This is a genomic window from Francisella persica ATCC VR-331 (genome assembly GCF_001653955.1).
Lineage (GTDB): Bacteria > Pseudomonadota > Gammaproteobacteria > Francisellales > Francisellaceae > Francisella > Francisella persica.
The window spans coordinates 489,869-507,137 of record NZ_CP013022.1 but is presented as its reverse complement, the minus strand read 5'-3'; the positions used below and the strand labels follow the sequence as shown (position 1 = coordinate 507,137).

Below are 17,269 nucleotides of genomic sequence, written 5' to 3'. Positions count from 1 at the left end.
TACATATCAACGTTGCTTTGACTAAAGCTTCTAAGATTCCTGGCTCTGTTATTGAATGTCCAGTTTTGTTGTTGACCAAACATTTGTACCCACACACTAGTAGATGAGCAAACCATATCATACCGTCCTTGCACTATCACTACAGGAATGTTTTTGATTTTATCTGCGTTTTAAGGTAATTGGCCTTCTTCTAGTAATAATTTATTTTTGAAATAGTGACACCCTATACTTGCAAATGCCAAACTAAAATTATCTTCGCCATATATTTCTTATAGATTTCTCATCTACATATAGCTTACTAGTTGATGCCTCCCAAATACTCCAAGCCTTAGCTGCTTGTTGCTTTAACTCCTCATCTCTGCCAGTTAAGTATGCTGATATAAAATCTTTTCTTCGTTCTTCATCAATAGGTTTTATATTAATCCTCCCTATTTATCTGGAAAGACCTCACATACACCATATTGGTATAGCCATGATATTTCTTTCTTACGACCTAAGAATATTTCTCTGAGAATAAGTTCAGTCACAACCGTTGGATAGGTTTGAGCATATTCCAATCCTAGCGTGCTACCCCATGAACCTCCAAAAATCATCCATTTATCAATCCTAAGCTTTTTACGGATCTGCTCAAAATCTTCAATCAAATTCCAAGTTGTGTTCTCTCTTAATTCTGCAAATGGTGTACTGTTACTACATCCGCATTAACCTACAATAATAACTCTATATTTCTTTGGATTAAAATATTGTCGGTAACTTGATTGTATGCCACACCTGGACCTCCATGGATAAATACAACCGGTTTACCATTTGAATTACCACATTCTTCAATGTATATACTGAGACTTTCAAAAACTCATGGTTATATGGCTAAATTACTGTATATAATGGCATAGTTTTACCTCTATTTTTAGAACTTATGCTTGAAGTACCTACCAAAAAATTACTAAACAAATCATATTTATATGTGATATAACTAAATTAAAACATTTTATGGCTAGTCTCTAAATGCTTTAAATTGGCATTTTCTTAGTTTTACAAATCTCATCTATGACTTTAAATAGTAGTGCGAGCATTCCATTGTTACACTTTCCTCATAAGAGTCATGAGTATTAAATTATCTGTTTTAATCAAAATCCTATCTAAAGTATATTCTTCTAGTTATCTCTCTGATATACTCATTAAACCAACACCAATAGAAAAGTAACCTCCTAAAGTAATTATCCACTATCTCAAGATCTCCGGCATATCAGTGAACAATAATCTTTTTTGCAGAAATTTCAAAACTTCCATATCTGCTACACTGGTATGTAGATTTAATAACTTTCTATCTTATTATGAAGCATGTAAAATGATATATTCAAAAACTTTCACCCGATCAATGTAAAATGCCGCATATTTTTTTTAAAATCGTTATCTAAGCCTATATTTATCTAGAGATATTAGATTGCTAAAATATATATCTGCTCTCCAAGGATGAATTCCAAAAGAAAGAATAACAAAATCATACTCCTGACTTAAAGTTTTTATTTTGTTAATAAAGAATGAACACACATAGCAACAGACGAAAGTTTTGTATTAATGATTTTCACACTTAGTAGCAACTTATATTATAATTTTTATTTTGTACGTTGTTGCGCATCTAGTAGCATTTATACATTAACTTCTTCCAATGAATATAGCCGTATATTGCTACAATTAGATATATAAAAGTAGTGATAGCAGCAAAAGGCAAATCTTTGTACATATACAAAAATACATAAGTAGAGTCGACTACCATCCAAATTATCCAGTTATCTATTATTTTCCTACTTGCCAAAAACACACATACAAGCGATGCCACACTTGTAAAGCCATCCATATATGGGGTTGTTGCATCTGTGTATATAATAAGCAATTGTGACACAAGTAACCCTAATGACCCTATACTCCCTAAAACATTTAACCAACCAGTTATACTAAGTTTATGCACAACAATTTTTTTATGACCAAGATTAGGCTGCCAACTATACCAGCCATATGCAAAACTAAATAGCAAAACTATTTGCAATATAGCATCTGCGTACAGCCCACTCACATAGAATAATCCAGCACTCATAATCAAGCCGACTATTCCAACAGGCCAACCAATAACATAAAGCCCCGCTAGTAAAAATGTACACAAAAGATTGATAATCATAGTGCAAAAATCAAAAATATAACTCATTATTATTTATCAATATAGGTAACATACAGATAGTTAATAATAGCTTTAATTTAATGTAACTAAAACTATATTTACAGCAAATAAATTAATTGACTATATTCTGAAGCGTGTATAATATGATTTATGTTATTACCACATATAAATAAGGTATAAATTTATGAAATTTAAAAAAGTATTAATTGCGGTATTATTAGGAACTTCAGCCTTATCTTTAAGCAGTTGTTGGCTACTTGTTGGTGCAGCTGTAGGTGGTGGAACTGCCGCGTACATCTCTGGCGAGTATTCAATGAATATGAGTGGTGGCTTAAAAGATATTTATAATGCTACTTTAAAAGCTATTCAAAGTAATAATGATTTTGTAATCACTAAAAAATCTATTACTTCTATGGATGCAGTTATTTATGGTAGTACCAAAGTAGACTCAACGAGTTTTTATGTTAAAATAGAAAAGCTTACTGACAATGCTTCAAAAGTTACAATTAAGTTTGGTACTTTTGGTGATCAAAAAATGTCTGCAACATTAATGGATCAAATTCAGAAAAATGTTTAATCAAATAGATAATTCTATAATGACTTTCCTAAAGAAAGCTTTTGCTACCATTACAATTTGTATTTCAATACTAACCCTAAATAGTTGTATTGTTACCGCAATAGCTGTTGGTGACGGGACAGTTGCCTATATTCATGGAAATTATTCGATGAATATAGAAGGTAACTATAAAGCTGTTTATAAAGCAGCCCTTAAAGCTATTAATGATAATAATGATTTTGTTTTAATATCAAAAGATCTTGATAAAACAAATCAAAATGCTGATATTGAAGGCGCCACCAAAATCGATAGTACAAGTTTTAATGTCAAAATTGAAAGATTAACAGACCAAGTAACCAAGGTAACAATCAAATTTGGTACTTTTGGTGATCAGGTAATGTCCTCAACACTAATGGACCAAATCCAAGAAATTGCGCACAAAACTTCTTAACATGTACAAAAAACTCTATTTAATCACAATATCAATAATTATTGCTATCTCTCTTAATAGTTGTGTTGTTGCTGCCATTTTAATAGGGACTGCTGTAGTCGCAGGATGTACTGTATATTACATAAATGGTAATTATATAATTGAAGTTCCTAGAGATATTAGAAGTGTGTATAATGCTACAATAAAAACTATCCAAATGGATAGTCAAAATAAACTAATAAGCCAAACCTATAATACTAAAACTGCTGCAATTAAAGCTTCAAAAGGAGGTGAAAGTATTAGTATAGATTTAAGTAATGTTGATAGTCGTTCTACAGAGATAAAAATTCGTATAGGTGTGCTTGGTGATGAGAAAAAATCTGCCGATTTAGCAAATTCAATAACAAAAAATATTACTTAAGTAATATTTATCGAAATCTGATTAACTTTTTCTTTTTAAAAAAATTCAAAATGTATAATTTGTCTTAATTTGCAAACTACCCTTATGTCTATAATGAATAATGAGTATTAGATACATATTTTTGGACGTTGTTACTGTCTGGTGCTGTGTTATGTACAATGATAGGCCTTTTAGCTACAGCTTTTCAGCTACTTTTAGATTTTATTTTTAGAATTAACCAAATTCTTTTTTCCTTCAGCGGCGGTAACATTTTTATTGAAATCACTATGTCAATATCATTAACTATTACAATGGTGCTAGTTTCAATTTTTATCGTCAGAAAATTTGCAAAAGAAACCGGAGTGGTATCCAGGAAGTTAAAGATGCTGGATTCGAACACTACGTAAAAGAGTTATGTCTGTAAAGTTTACAAGTGGATTTTTCTCATTAGGATCAGGCTTAAGCTTAGTTAAAAAAGATTATCAATCCATATGGCAGCTGCCTTAGTACATTTTTTTGTTGATTTGTTGATAGATTCAAACTTAACTACAAAATTTTGTAATTGAAGAGATTAGTAGGAAGTTCATATTTAGTGTCTCGGCAATAAAATATGTTCTAGTGGTATGTATAATGAGTACTGTTATCCCTAGATCTGTTATGGACAATCCACCTAAATACGTGTAGAGACTTTTAGCTCAGTACCACAAAATACTCTTTGACTTTTTATGGTTTTAGGGATTATATTTTAGTTGTTTTGGATTATTTTAAATAAATTATTAAATTAAAGCCACAAACTTTTTCTCAGAAGGTCCAAGAAAAAGGTATTGGACTTTAGTTGTAATTGTTTGCATAATTTTTGGTATTGGTGTCGTCGTATCACCAAATGCTATTGGTAGTTGTTATATTTGTTATAGAAATAATCTTAATTATAACTTATCAATCAATATGCTTTTAGTGATTTTTGATCTTCATTTTGCTGGCATTATTTTCTCATATAATATCGGCGTTACTGATGAGATATTCGCGCCAATGATTGCTCTTGGTACTGTTTTTTGAGCTAGCTTATGGTTTATTAGTAGCTCAACTATCTCCTAAGTATAATATTGATGCTGAAGTTTTTGCAATAACCGGAATGAGTGCACTATTTACAGCGACCGTTGGTGCACCATTAACAGGTATTTCTATAATTTTCATCTGCTGTTGCCATTAATGATAGCTTGCTTTAGTGCATCTATGCTGACATTTCATCATCAAAAACCAATATTATGATACTCTATCAAGACGAACTATTTCTAATGAAAGAAAGCAACAAGCAAAGTTAAAAAATGAGCGAAATCAAAAACCAGCTCCAGATACTTCAAGACAAGCCATATAAAAAGAAGAAGTATAATCACGTAAATTTCTCCAACAACATTGGTACCTAGAAAAACAGGCTCCTAAAAGCTCAGTCAATACAACATCTGAAACTATTTTTTTAGTGAAAAGGTTTATATGAAATAACTAATATTAATGAACTAAACACTAGCTTAGAATATTTAAATAAAAACCTTATTAAATTTGATGATATAAATAAAAGAATAGTTTATCTAACCACCAAACAAAAAGATAAACTCAGTAAAATACCTAAATACGAATATTTTGCATACAGTAAGTTGCTATCATAAGCTCAGAATATCTGGACATAAGCTTGAAAATAATGACTTTGAGATATATAAGACTATTCAATACTAGAAAAGTATATCGAGCGAATTGGCTATAACAAGCATCCGTTGTAGTACTCGATGATTATGAAGAAGGTATTACTGTGGCTAAATTAGAACCTTTCTTTAATATCTTTAAAAGAAAAAATCTCCACTTCTAGAAAAAATAAAAATGCCCAGCAAGTTGATACTAGCTGTATTGATAAACCATATAATATTAATAAACAAAAGCAGTATTCTCATAAAATAGCCAAACAACTAGGATTTAGCTTTGATAGAGGTTTACTATCAGAGATTCTAGCTAAAATTAGATATAAATCCAGATATACCAATAGGATTGCTATTATATAGCAAATCTTATTTATGCAAATGGTATCGAAAATTTTTATAAAAAAATGTCTAGATGCAGGTGTAGACTCAATACTTATAGCAGATGTGCCAGTTCATGAGTCAAAAGAGTTACATGGTATTGCTAAGAAAGTTGGTATAACACAAATATTCATAGCTCCACCAGACGCTAGTGAAGAGACACTAAAACAAATTTCAGAACTTGGTAGTGGTTTATACTTATTTACTTTCAAGAGTAGGAATAACTCGTGCGCAAACCGTGCAAATATGCTGGTCGAAGAAGTATTAGCAAAACTTAAAGAGTATGATGCTCCTAAACCAATACTAGGATTTGGAATTTCAATAGCAAAAATAAGTACAACAGGCAATAAAAGCTAGAGTAATAGGAGCATGCTATTATTAAAATAATCCAAAATAATTTAGCTGATAAAATTAAGTTAGTAAACTTAAAAGTTTTGTCAAAGCAATGAAAGCAGCTACTATCATTTAAATTAACATAAGACTTATTAAAAACTATAATAAATTATATAAACAAACGCGTAGAGGATTTACTTATCACTATTTTTTTTAGTTTTTCTGCAGCTTCCCTAAATTTTTATCCTCCTTTAAATTAACCCTGCCTTCATCTTCACCGACCATTTGATTAACCACATCAACTTCCATTTCTTTTTTATATACAAGTTTTATCCATGTGGCTTTAAAATAGTCTTTTAAAATTTTTTTCCAATCTTTATATATATTTTAAATATATATCTTACAAGCTTCATCTATGAAATGAGCTTCACCCTCTACCTCTGCCTATTTCCAAATACTCCAGAATTTCATCAAGTACACATTTGCCAACTTCTAAATATACTAAGAAGATTTTCTAAGATGTCTTTTGAAATTTATAAATTTTTCTCCAACTTATATAACCATATATGGCATTTATAAGTGCGACTAACTTTGTAATAATAACTGGTATAATTGCTATGGTTATAGAAGAGTTAATAACTCCATCAACCCAAATTGAAATAGTTAAAACATCTATTGTCAGCCACAAAAGCCAATGCTCACGATATATAAGAACTGTTAAGATAAATGCAACTATTGATGTGACTTCTACAATCGCATCAGCGAATAAGCCCACACTTTGTCCAAAATGAAGGTACAATACAAAATATCCATATAATGCTGACAGTATCGCTACAGCAAAAATAATTTTGGAAAACTGTACTAGCGTAAGTTTTTTGATTTTGATCTGCTGCTCTTTAGTATTGTTGTGAGGGATAGTCCAGTTATACCAACCGTAGAACTGTATAGGACACAAGAAAAATATTGCTAAAACAAATTGTCCATATACATGGTTTTGGTATGAAATAAGTGCATACATAAGCGCACCGATTAATCCAAAAACATAATTAAAAACTTTTCCTTTAGCAACGAGGACTAAATTTGTGATACCAATAATAGAATATACTAATATAAAAGAACTGCTACCACTCAAATAAGCTGTTAGTATTGTCAGTACGATACAACTAAATAACCATATAACTTCTTTCTTACTCCAACCACTAAGAGTATTTATCAACAAATTCATAGATAAATTTAAAACATGTCTAGAGTATTTATTCTAAAAGAATTATAGCTGTGCTGCAACAATAAATCTTTAATGACAGATAGTTTAACTAAAATCTTTGGTATAAATTCTTGAAAAAGATGATTAAGCGACCTTAAATATATAAGCAGATAATTTTTCTTAAAGGGAAATAATGGATATAAATAAATTTACAGTAAAACTACAAGAAGCTTTAGCTGAGGCTCAGTCTTATGCTTTTCAACAAAAAGCTACCGAGTTTACTACAGCTCATTTACTAAAAGCATTATTAGAACAAAATAATAGTGTCGTTACATCTATATTAAGTGTTTGTGGAGTTAATATCCAAAGCTTTATAAAAGCTGTGAATGATCTAGTTGATAGTGTGGCAGTATTAACAGGTAAAGGTAATCCTAAGATCGCTCCTTCTCGAGAGCTAATTACAACTCTGCACAAAATGCAAGAAATTGCCAATAAAAATAATGATGAATTTATCTCAAGTGAGATTTTTTTATTAGCTTCATTAGATGATAAAAGTTTAACTAGACTGTATAGTAAATATAATATTACAAAAGACAAAATTACTAAAGCAGTTGATGATTATCGCGGGGGAGAAAAAGTGAGTAGTCAAAATCAAGAAGATATGAAAGGTGCATTAGACAAATATACAGTAGATCTAACAGATCTTGCGAAAAAAGGAAAGATAGATCCAATTATTGGTAGAGATAGTGAGATTCGTAGAACTATACAAGTGCTACAAAGAAGAACAAAGAATAATCCTGTGCTAATTGGTGAACCAGGCGTTGGTAAAACTGCAATAGTAGAGGGACTTGCACAAAGAATTATAAACAATGAAGTACCAGAGGGCATCAAAGGTAAAAAAGTACTATCTCTAGATATGGGAGCTTTATTAGCAGGCGCTAAGTTTAGAGGCGATTTTGAAGAAAGACTAAAATCTGTATTAACAGAACTAGCAAAACAAGAAGGTAATGTAATTTTATTTATCGATGAATTACATACCATGGTTGGTGCTGGTAAATCTGAAGGTTCTATGGATGCTGGCAATATGCTTAAGCCTGCGCTAGCAAGAGGCGAGTTAAAGTGTGTTGGTGCAACAACTTTAGATGAATATCGTGAGTATGTTGAGAAAGATCCAGCACTAGAAAGAAGATTCCAAAAAGTGTTAATTGATGAGCCAACGGTTGAAGATACTATAGCTATACTTAGAGGGCTAAAAGAAAGATATGAGCTACATCACGGTGTAAATATTACTGATTCTGCCATTGTAAGTGCTGCAACTCTATCACATAGATACATAACTGATAGACAACTACCAGATAAAGCTATTGACTTAGTTGATGAAGCTGCAAGTTTAATTCGTATGGAAATTGACTCTAAGCCAGAGAAAATGGAAAGCTTATATCGTAAAATTATCCAACTTAAAATGCAGCGTGAACAGCTAAAAAAAGAAAAAGATGAAGCTACTAAAAAGCGTTTAGAGATACTTGAGCAAGAAATAAAAGGACTAGACTCGGAGTATAACGGCCTAGAAGAGCTTTGGAAAGCTGAGAAGCTTAAAATGCAAGGGGCTAGCAAACTTAAAGAACAACTTGAAAAAGCAAAGTTTGAGCTTGAAAAATATCAAAGAGCTGGTGATTTAAGCAAAATGGCAGAATTACAGTACGGTAAAATACCAGAGATCGAGGCACAAATTAAACAAATAGAAGCTACAACGGCTGAACCTTCTGAAAATAAGCTAGTAAGAACATCTGTTACAGAAAATGAAATTGCTGATGTAGTATCAAAAGCTACTGGTATACCTGTATCTAAGATGATGGAAGGTGAAAAAGAGAAACTCCTTAATATGGAAAGTTTCTTACATAAGAGAGTAATTGGTCAAGACCAAGCGATAAGAGCAGTATCTAATGCTGTAAGAAGATCTCGCTCTGGCTTATCAGATCCAAACAGGCCTATAGGTTCATTTATGTTCTTAGGTCCAACAGGTGTTGGTAAGACAGAGCTAACAAAAGCTTTAGCTGAATTTTTATTTGATGATCAAGATGCAATGCTTAGAGTAGATATGTCTGAGTTTATAGAAAAACACTCCGTGGCGAGATTAATTGGTGCACCTCCAGGATATGTTGGTTATGAACAAGGTGGCTATCTGACAGAGCATGTAAGAAGAAAACCTTACTCTGTAATCTTACTTGATGAGGTAGAAAAAGCTCATGTTGATGTATTTAACATTTTGCTACAAGTGCTTGATGATGGTCGTTTGACTGATGGTCATGGCAGAACAGTAGACTTTAAAAATACTGTGATCGTAATGACTTCAAATCTTGGTTCACATAGAATCCAAGAAATGCAAGGTCAAGACTATGAAACAGTAAAATCTGCTGTAATGGAAATGGTACTTAGCTACTTTAGACCTGAGTTTGTAAATAGAGTTGATGATGCTATAGTCTTTGAGCCACTAAATAAAGAGATAATAACTGAAATAGCTAAGATACAAATCAAGAGTTTAGAAAAACGCTTAGCAGATTTAGATATTGGCTTAGAAGTTACATCTAAAGCTATGGATAAACTAGCTGATGCTGGTTTTGACCCTATATTTGGAGCTAGACCACTTAAGCGTGCTATTCAAAATAACTTAGAAAATCCTCTAGCTCTAAAACTTCTAGATGGTGAGTTTAAATCTGAAGATAAAATAGTTGTCGATATTGATGCTAACAACGATATTATATTCTCTAAATAATGTTGATTTTGGTAAATTTGCTGAGTTCTATACTATAAATAATAAAATACTGTTTTTCTGCTAATATATTTCTTAACTTCACAAATTCTCTTTTAACTATCAACATGAATATTTCTAATATCAAAATTATACTGTCCGACTCAGGCGAGCTAGGCAAAGCATTCATTATAGCCGCGCAAAGACTAGGTATAGACATATAGCTGTTGATCTCTATAAGAACGCTCAAGCAATGCAGGTAGCTCGATGAGAATTATGTTATATATTCTTAATGCTAAGACACTAGAAAAGCTAATTCTAAAATCTCCAAACACATATCTAGTTAAGCTTCATACACAATGATTCATGTACCATATGCAAAAGCTACTAAGGTAACTATGGATCACCAAAGAGATCAGAGTAGGGCTTTATCTGCCAAAGAACTTAATTTGCCAACATCAAAATTTGCATTTGCAAATAGTGAGCAGGAATATCTAGATGTATAATACAATCAATTGGAACACCATTTGTTATAAAGCCTGTAATGAGCTATTCAGGTAAATGGTAATCTGTAGTCAAAGACTCTAAAGTTATTTTAAAACTTAGGGATTAAGCTCAAAATGGTTCATGCGGTCATGCTAAATGAATAATTATCGAGCAATTTATTGATTTTGACTATGAAATTACTCTTTTGACTATTATAGGCGTATGATCATATTGGCCATAATATTCAACAAGATGATGATTATCGCTTCTCTTAGCAACCACATGCAATACCAGATACAGCTTTAGCAAAGTTACAAAAAATTGATAAACAAATTACTGATGCCGTTGGCGGTTATGGAGTTTTTGGTGTTGAATTTTTTATAAAAGGTGATGAGGTATTTTTTAATGAAGTCTCGCCGCTCCCATGATACAGGTATGGTAATACTTATTTCTCAAAATATAAACGAATTTGAGCTACATCTCCATGCAATACTTGGCTTACCTATACCTACTCATCAAACATTACAACCTTGTGCTTCAGCAGCAACACTGCTTGAAGAAGATACAACTAATGCAAGTATTTACTTGATAAAGTATTCGTATGGAATTGTTTCAGCAAAAGCGGAAAATACTCACTAAATTTTAGAAATTTATACGCGCTTATCGTTGTGAATAAAGCTATTTAACTGTCTTATTACAACACTGCCTTATTACAACCGTATTTGACTCATCTGCTGCTATAGCTAACCAAAGTACTTATCTATCGCATAATACCCAAAAATCAATTAAATCTAGAGCTTTTTCTTTTTCATAGTAATTTATGTAATTTGGTTTATCAGCATAAATGTAAATAAAATCAAATTTTTGCTGTTGGTGTAAAAATCTATCTAGTGTCTCAAGTGCCGGTGCGATATTTAGATTATTATGCTCAACTTTTGCCTCTTGCCAAAAATGCCTATATGGCTTGAGATACTCATCTAATATCACAGACTCCCATACTTAGCTTGAGCCATTACTAAAGCAGAAAAACACTAAGTAGCTGTAGCTGATTTGGTGAGCTAAGCATATGGCTTAACTGAATTAGCATCTATATACTGAAAGATTAGCACTATTAACATAGTGATTTGATAGACATAAAAAATACCTTATATATTTTTTACTTTGTTTTTTTATAAGTTCGATAACAAAAAGCTAATCAAAATTTGCTAGCTAGAATGCTACTTAATTTTAGTTATAGAAAATGTCCAAAACCAAAAAATAAGTGCATAAACCCCCCACCATTCAACAATATTATGATTAACAGTTGTTTGATCCATAAATACTGACCATATTGAAAATGCGATTGTTATTAAAATTAATATTCTACGTAATATCAGTGGAGCTTTATTTAGCTTAGAGGAGTACCTATATTCAATAATCGTATACCATACCTGGCAAACACTTATCAATACAAAAAATACTGCAATAGCTTTTAGATGTAGATTCATAAGTGTATCTTGACCATCAATCACAGCAGTACCTATTATCAAACCAATACAACCAACTGATGCTAAAAATAGTATTAATTTACCTTGCTTGATTACTGCTTTGCTATAGTAACTTATTTGTACAAGCAGTTGCTGGATAAAGAAGAATATCACCGCCATCAGTGTTGCTGTTGGTATTAATACTGCCTTTAGCATATATTTCTCATATGAAGTAAATCCAGCATGAGTAATATCAGAGCAACCTGAAATAAAGGGATTACATAAAGTATTATGACCATCAGCTATAGATACAAGATATGTAGTAAAAAATAAAATAGCTACTGATATCGTTGTTCCAGCAATAAGTTTTCTTGGATCAAGTTCAGCTTTCACTTTTTAAACCAAAAAGTTAGTAAAATATTAAGCTTATAGTATCACTTGTTAATAAATATTTCTAATTTTAGCTGCTCAATTTAGTCGTAAAACTTGATTGCATGATTATCAAACTTATAAAGAAGGTTATAAAAGTTATTCAAAACGAATAATGATTTACCTTTTTTTATATCTATGCTATAATTTGTGGGCTTCTTTAAAAAAATAGTAAAAAACGAAAGGATTTAATAAAATGCCATTTGTAGTTACTGAAAGTTGTATCAAATGTAAATACGGCGACTGCGTAGAAGTATGTCCTGTGGATTGTTTTTATGAAGGACCAAATATGCTAGTAATTAACCCAGATGAATGTATTGATTGTGCTCTTTGTGAACCTGAGTGCCCTGTTAATGCGATTAAATCTAGTGATGATTTAAGCAAAAACGAAGAGCAAATGCTTGAAATTAACAGAGAGCTAGTAGGCATTTGGCCAAATATCGTAGAAAAGTGTGAACCTTGTGAAGATGCTGATAACTGGGCATCTGTTCCAGATAAGCTAAAATATTTAGAAAAATAGTTATTTTATTTCTTTAGTACTTTTGATATTCATAGTTTTTTATATTTATTTTTTAATTAATTTAATAATACAATATTATAGTGGTACAGTTTGGATTATCACAAATAATATTCTCCCTAGTTATATTATTCTTATTTTTAATTACTAGATCACATCACTACAGTGACTTTATAATAATTTTAAAATAGCTAAAATCTTTTCTATAAATTATGAATCAGAAAAAATATTAATATTCTTCTTATTTACAAATTCTATATTTTTTATATAATATTTTTAACGATATTTCTATTTACTTCACTCAAACTTTTTCATGCACTTAATTAATTCTGTGTTAGAGATTTTTTGTTTCATTGGTAGTATTCCAAGGTAGATTCTAACAGGATAGTCACCAGGTAACCTACTTAATCTAAAATAATGTATTAGCAGTTTTTGAAGAAAATGATAATAAGTTACTATGGGCACACAGTAATTCCTAATTTAGATAAAAATTCTTCTTTTAGTAATAAATTTCCAGTTTTAAATTTATCTATTAAATAATTTTAAATTTCATCTTTGTTTGAAGGTTTGCCAGGTTTTGATTTTACATCACTATAGAAAGGATAATTTGCAAAATAGTGAGTTGAATATTATAAAAATTATTCATATCTTTAACTTGATAGTTCTTGTGTAATACTGACAGGTTTTTATCCTTTATTATTATTTGGAAACCCTCAATATTACGATATATTATTCCTTCTATCTATGTTGACAGAACTTTTTTATCAACGCTTAAATCCATACCAAAATAGCTAGAGAAAGCTTTATTCTTAATATGATCCAGTTGTGATGCCTTATGTAATAAGTGTTTTTTTGTTGAATGCTATCATAAACTATATCAGATATTGATTTTCTCCAATCATCTATTTTTCATTGATTGTGTGATAATATGCTGATCAGCTATAGAAGACAAATAAATTTTAAAGCCTATTATACGGGCATAATAATCTACATAATTTTTATGAATAACATTATGAACTCATCGCCCTTCATATTCATAAGGAAATAGGATATTAATAGGTGAATTCTTTGCAAAACTTCTAAAAGCTACGCCGCCATCTATTTTTGCAACCTTAATATCTTTACCATACAATGCAACGTTACTTGAATGGAGACTATAATCTCCCCAAAATGCTACTGATTGCAGTACACACATTTGGCTAAAGATATTTTCTTATCTTGTTTATATAAACTAACTTCCTCTAGAAAGTTACTATAAATATTTCTATTTGTTATTTTTTTTCCAATTATCTCTTTCTTCCCCACTACTTTTTGCAGTTCCTAAATATCAAAAAAGCTCTTTAAAATTATTAAGTTTTGCTAAGTTAGACCTAAAAAAAGCACTCTAAGAATTAGATGTTGTTGTCTTTTTGTAATCACTCAGACTTGCTCTTCCTGTACGAGCAGCTCTTAACAAGAATGTAGTACTACTATACCCATGGCTAAATCTACTAATTAGCAGCTCATAAGTTAATCAAGCCTGTAATGTCCTTTTTCCTTTAAACACTTCTAATTTTTTTATAGAAAATTTATCTTTAGTTTTCACAGTCTTCCAATTAACAACATATAATCATGATCTGTTTTTCAAAATAAGTTTCACGATTGAAATCAGCTTGACATTAATTAAAAATATTGAATATGAAAGTCGTCTTACATGAGTAACAAATTCCCATTATTTTCTTTATTATCAATAACAAGTCTTGATTCTGAAAATATTTCACCAATTAAATAACGCCATATTTGAGCAGAAACAACCTCAGTTATACTATTATCTACATTCTTTAGAAGAGGTTTCGAAAGATTTCATAAAACCTGCTCTTAACACCATTATAAATTCTAATTTCATGAGCAGAAGTATTAGATGAATTAGGCAATTATCCCTAGTTCACATTCCTCTAAAATAATTTATAAATCCAGTTGCTCTCCATCTAGAATCTACAATAATAGAATTAAACGCATTTTTGACATAAATTCTAAGTGAGCTAGTTGTGTTTTTACTCCTGCTAATATTTTTGCTTCTTTATTAAATAAGATTTTTATCAATTTGATTAGAATTAGATAAGCTAGTAGAAATAGTTTCTAACTGTTTTTATATCTCCAAAAAAGATGTTAAAACTATCCAAAAATCTCTTTGTCCTGAATATCCCGCTCCATACACCCATTTTGAAAGTGTTTTTGCTCTTTCTATTCCTGCTTTACCATGATGAAGCAATTGCCAGCTAGATAATTTTGTCTTATTTTGATTTATAGTATTACATGAATTAATAGCTTGTTGAATAACCTCAACATTAGGGTTTATAGACTCTACTAAAATTTGACATTTACCTTTTTGTTTGGTTTATAATTTATTACTACTTCACTCAGTTTGTTGTTATCATGTATTTATGGTTACTGAATGCATAGCATTACTGGTAGAGAGTTGTATAGAAAATAGATCAATTTTGTAAAAGTTTTCAATAATATTCATTTATACTAGATATCTTAAATAGAAGCTCACTAATAATAGACTAATACCTAAAGATAGAATAGGTTTGATACCGCAAAATAGCACTATGCATACCAAAAATATTTGTCCTAGAGAGCATACTAAAAATTTATGCAATAGCAGGAGTCCTTTGAACTTTTATGACTAATCTACTTACCTAAGTGTGGAATAATCTATATTATTTATCGAAATAATGAGCTAATTATATTATTGCTCTTTAATTTTATTAATAAGTCTAATGCATTAAGATTGTGCTTTTTCAAATAATTTCTTCTTCCCTATTAACTCTTATTCTTATATACACGAATATTATTATGCATAGTGCCGATAATAATGTTATTATTATATAACTTATAAACCATATTTATCCACTAAGAAGCAATAAATAAGTCAAGACTATATTAAATTTGTAATAATTATTACGTATATATACAGCAATAACGAAAAAATATAAAAGTGAAATTAAGGGACAGCACTATTTTTTTTCTTGTTTTACAGCTATATTATAGATAAATTAAATTATACAAAGATAGATAGGAAAGTGGTTATGTCAAGTCAATTAGAAGATAAAAATAAACAATTAAAACAAGAATTGAAAAAACTTAAAAGTGAGAATAATTCTCTTAGGAATGAAAATCATGAATTAAAGCAAATAATTAATTCTATAGATGCAAATATTTATTGGAAAGATACTGCTGGCAAGATGCTAGGTATGAATCGTAGTCAGCTTAATTACCTTGGGTTAAGCGATATGAATGAAGTCATTGGAAAAAGTGATACTGAGTTGGGTGTTATGAAAAATACTGGGCCTGATTTATATACAAACGATTTGAAAGTAATTGAAAGTAATAAATCATTCATTTTTGAAGAAAAGGTATTGCTTGAAGAAAAAGAACAAACATTTTTATCACAAAAATCCCCTATGAGAGATGAAAATGGTAAAGTTTTAGGAATTGTTGGAGTTTCTATTGATATTACTCAACAAAAAAAATTACAAGCTGAACTAGAACAGAAAAATAAAGAAATCAAAAGACTTTTAGATAATCAAAAATCTTCATTTCAACAAATTATAGATAGTATTGATGCTAATATTTATTGGAAAGACTTAGAAGGCAAATTTTTAGGAATGAATAAAAAAAACCTTTCACTTTTAGGGTCAGGTCTAACTAATGAAGATATTATTGGTAAATCAGATTCTAGTTTTGAGGTTAGTAAAAAATTTAATGAAGAGATTTACAAAAATGATTTATACGTTATGAGAAACGATAAGACTGTAGTTTTTGAAGAAGAATATATTTCTGAAAAAGGTAAAAAAGATATATATCTTGCAACTAAAAGTTGTCTTAAAAATGATGATGGTGAAGTGATTGGTTTGGTGGGAGTTTCGGTAAATATTAGTAAACAAAAACAATTACAAAAACAACTAGAACAGAAAAATAAAGAGCTTGAAGAAAAAGACAAAAAAAGATCTGAGGCAGCAGAAGCTATATTTGATGTTTTAGGAAAAATTTAAAATTTCTTAAATTATTAGGGATAGCATAAATGTCATATTTTACGGATTTAATTGTTTTTTTATTCAGTTTCGCATTAGTGCTAAATGCTCTTGCGTTTATCCCACAAGCTATAAATATTTATAAAACAAAATCATCCAAGTCTGTTTCATTAATAACTTTTTCCATTTTTATATTTATTCAAACAGTAAGCATATTGTATGGAATAATCAAAAATGATTGTATTTTAACTATCGGTTATCTACTGGCTCTTATAACTTGTTCTTCAGTATTAATACTAGTATTAAAGTATAGAAATAAATAACATTATTTTCAAAAATTAATCAATGTAGCACATTTTTCATCACAAGTTTCTTATCATAGATTTACTTATTTTTTTTTTATATTAATATTATGTTAGTCAAAATTTTAGTAAAATA

At 30.1% G+C, this 17,269-nt stretch carries 14 protein-coding genes and 3 pseudogenes; 11 read left to right on the top strand and 6 right to left on the bottom strand.

What is annotated here, in order from left to right; all coding sequences use genetic code 11:
• Positions 1–428: 428 nt before the first annotated feature.
• Complete coding sequence (locus FSC845_RS08625) at positions 429–644, bottom strand: alpha/beta fold hydrolase (RefSeq protein ID WP_227806629.1); 216 nt, start codon at positions 642–644, stop codon at positions 429–431.
• 995 nt (positions 645–1,639) lie between these two features.
• Positions 1,640–2,203, bottom strand: coding sequence for a nicotinamide riboside transporter PnuC (gene pnuC, locus FSC845_RS02420; RefSeq protein WP_064461612.1), 564 nt, complete (start codon positions 2,201–2,203; stop codon positions 1,640–1,642).
• Positions 2,204–2,360: 157 nt separating this feature from the next.
• Here pnuC (FSC845_RS02420) and FSC845_RS02415 point away from each other — a divergent pair, with 157 nt between their 5' ends.
• The 6 genes and pseudogenes from FSC845_RS02415 (at position 2,361) to FSC845_RS02395 (ending at position 5,988) form a co-directional block, all read left to right on the top strand.
• Positions 2,361–2,753 carry a DUF3568 domain-containing protein gene (locus FSC845_RS02415; protein ID WP_064461611.1) on the top strand — a complete coding sequence of 131 codons (393 nt, stop codon included), beginning with the start codon at positions 2,361–2,363 and terminating at the stop codon, positions 2,751–2,753.
• A 19-nt stretch (positions 2,754–2,772) separates the two neighbouring features.
• Complete coding sequence (locus FSC845_RS02410; protein WP_064461797.1) at positions 2,773–3,183, top strand: DUF3568 domain-containing protein; 411 nt, start codon at positions 2,773–2,775, stop codon at positions 3,181–3,183.
• A 1-nt stretch (position 3,184) separates the two neighbouring features.
• Positions 3,185–3,583, top strand: a complete 399-nt coding sequence (locus FSC845_RS02405; RefSeq protein WP_064461610.1) for a DUF3568 family protein — start codon at positions 3,185–3,187, stop codon at positions 3,581–3,583.
• A 93-nt stretch (positions 3,584–3,676) separates the two neighbouring features.
• Positions 3,677–4,937, top strand: a pseudogene (locus tag FSC845_RS09960) (chloride channel protein).
• A pseudogene (locus FSC845_RS09565) lies at positions 4,888–5,556 on the top strand (hypothetical protein); the annotation flags it as partial. The pseudogenes FSC845_RS09960 and FSC845_RS09565, both read left to right, overlap by 50 nt.
• 75 nt (positions 5,557–5,631) lie before the next feature.
• Positions 5,632–5,988 (top strand): tryptophan synthase subunit alpha, encoded by a 357-nt coding sequence (locus tag FSC845_RS02395; RefSeq protein ID WP_158506406.1) that lies wholly within the window; start codon positions 5,632–5,634, stop codon positions 5,986–5,988.
• Between the two features lie 490 nt (positions 5,989–6,478).
• Here the strand turns inward: FSC845_RS02395 and pnuC (FSC845_RS02385) are convergent, their stop codons facing one another.
• Entirely contained in the window at positions 6,479–7,189 is a 711-nt protein-coding gene (gene pnuC / locus FSC845_RS02385; protein WP_064461609.1) for a nicotinamide riboside transporter PnuC, read from the bottom strand.
• Between the two features lie 172 nt (positions 7,190–7,361).
• Between pnuC (FSC845_RS02385) and clpB the strand changes: the two genes are divergently transcribed.
• Together clpB and FSC845_RS07020 are read left to right on the top strand one after the other, a co-directional pair.
• Entirely contained in the window at positions 7,362–9,941 is a 2,580-nt protein-coding gene (clpB, locus tag FSC845_RS02380; RefSeq protein WP_064461608.1) for an ATP-dependent chaperone ClpB, read from the top strand.
• Positions 9,942–10,045: 104 nt separating this feature from the next.
• Positions 10,046–11,042 (top strand): annotated as a pseudogene (locus tag FSC845_RS07020) (ATP-grasp domain-containing protein).
• A 117-nt stretch (positions 11,043–11,159) separates the two neighbouring features.
• Here the strand turns inward: FSC845_RS07020 and FSC845_RS08615 are convergent.
• Positions 11,160–11,390 (bottom strand): O-methyltransferase, encoded by a 231-nt coding sequence (locus FSC845_RS08615; protein ID WP_064461605.1) that lies wholly within the window; start codon positions 11,388–11,390, stop codon positions 11,160–11,162.
• A gap of 230 nt (positions 11,391–11,620) precedes the next feature.
• Positions 11,621–12,262 carry a hypothetical protein gene (locus FSC845_RS02360; protein WP_064461604.1) on the bottom strand — a complete coding sequence of 214 codons (642 nt, stop codon included), beginning with the start codon at positions 12,260–12,262 and terminating at the stop codon, positions 11,621–11,623.
• A 232-nt stretch (positions 12,263–12,494) separates the two neighbouring features.
• Between FSC845_RS02360 and fdxA the strand changes: the two genes are divergently transcribed.
• The gene (gene fdxA, locus FSC845_RS02355; protein WP_064461603.1) at positions 12,495–12,818 is read left to right on the top strand and encodes a ferredoxin FdxA; all 324 of its coding nucleotides are present in this window, start codon (positions 12,495–12,497) and stop codon (positions 12,816–12,818) included.
• Positions 12,819–13,833: 1,015 nt separating this feature from the next.
• Here fdxA and FSC845_RS07765 read toward each other — a convergent pair.
• A complete protein-coding gene (locus tag FSC845_RS07765) occupies positions 13,834–14,010 on the bottom strand; it encodes a hypothetical protein (RefSeq protein ID WP_156507915.1) in 177 nt (58 codons plus the stop codon).
• A gap of 1,876 nt (positions 14,011–15,886) precedes the next feature.
• Here FSC845_RS07765 and FSC845_RS02350 point away from each other — a divergent pair.
• Both FSC845_RS02350 and FSC845_RS09955 read left to right on the top strand, forming a co-directional pair.
• Positions 15,887–16,852, top strand: a complete 966-nt coding sequence (locus FSC845_RS02350; RefSeq protein WP_064461602.1) for a PAS domain-containing protein — start codon at positions 15,887–15,889, stop codon at positions 16,850–16,852.
• 29 nt (positions 16,853–16,881) lie between these two features.
• On the top strand, positions 16,882–17,154 hold the full coding sequence (locus FSC845_RS09955; RefSeq protein ID WP_082343476.1) for a SemiSWEET family sugar transporter: 273 nt from the start codon (positions 16,882–16,884) through the stop codon (positions 17,152–17,154).
• The last annotated feature ends 115 nt before the right edge of the window (positions 17,155–17,269 follow it).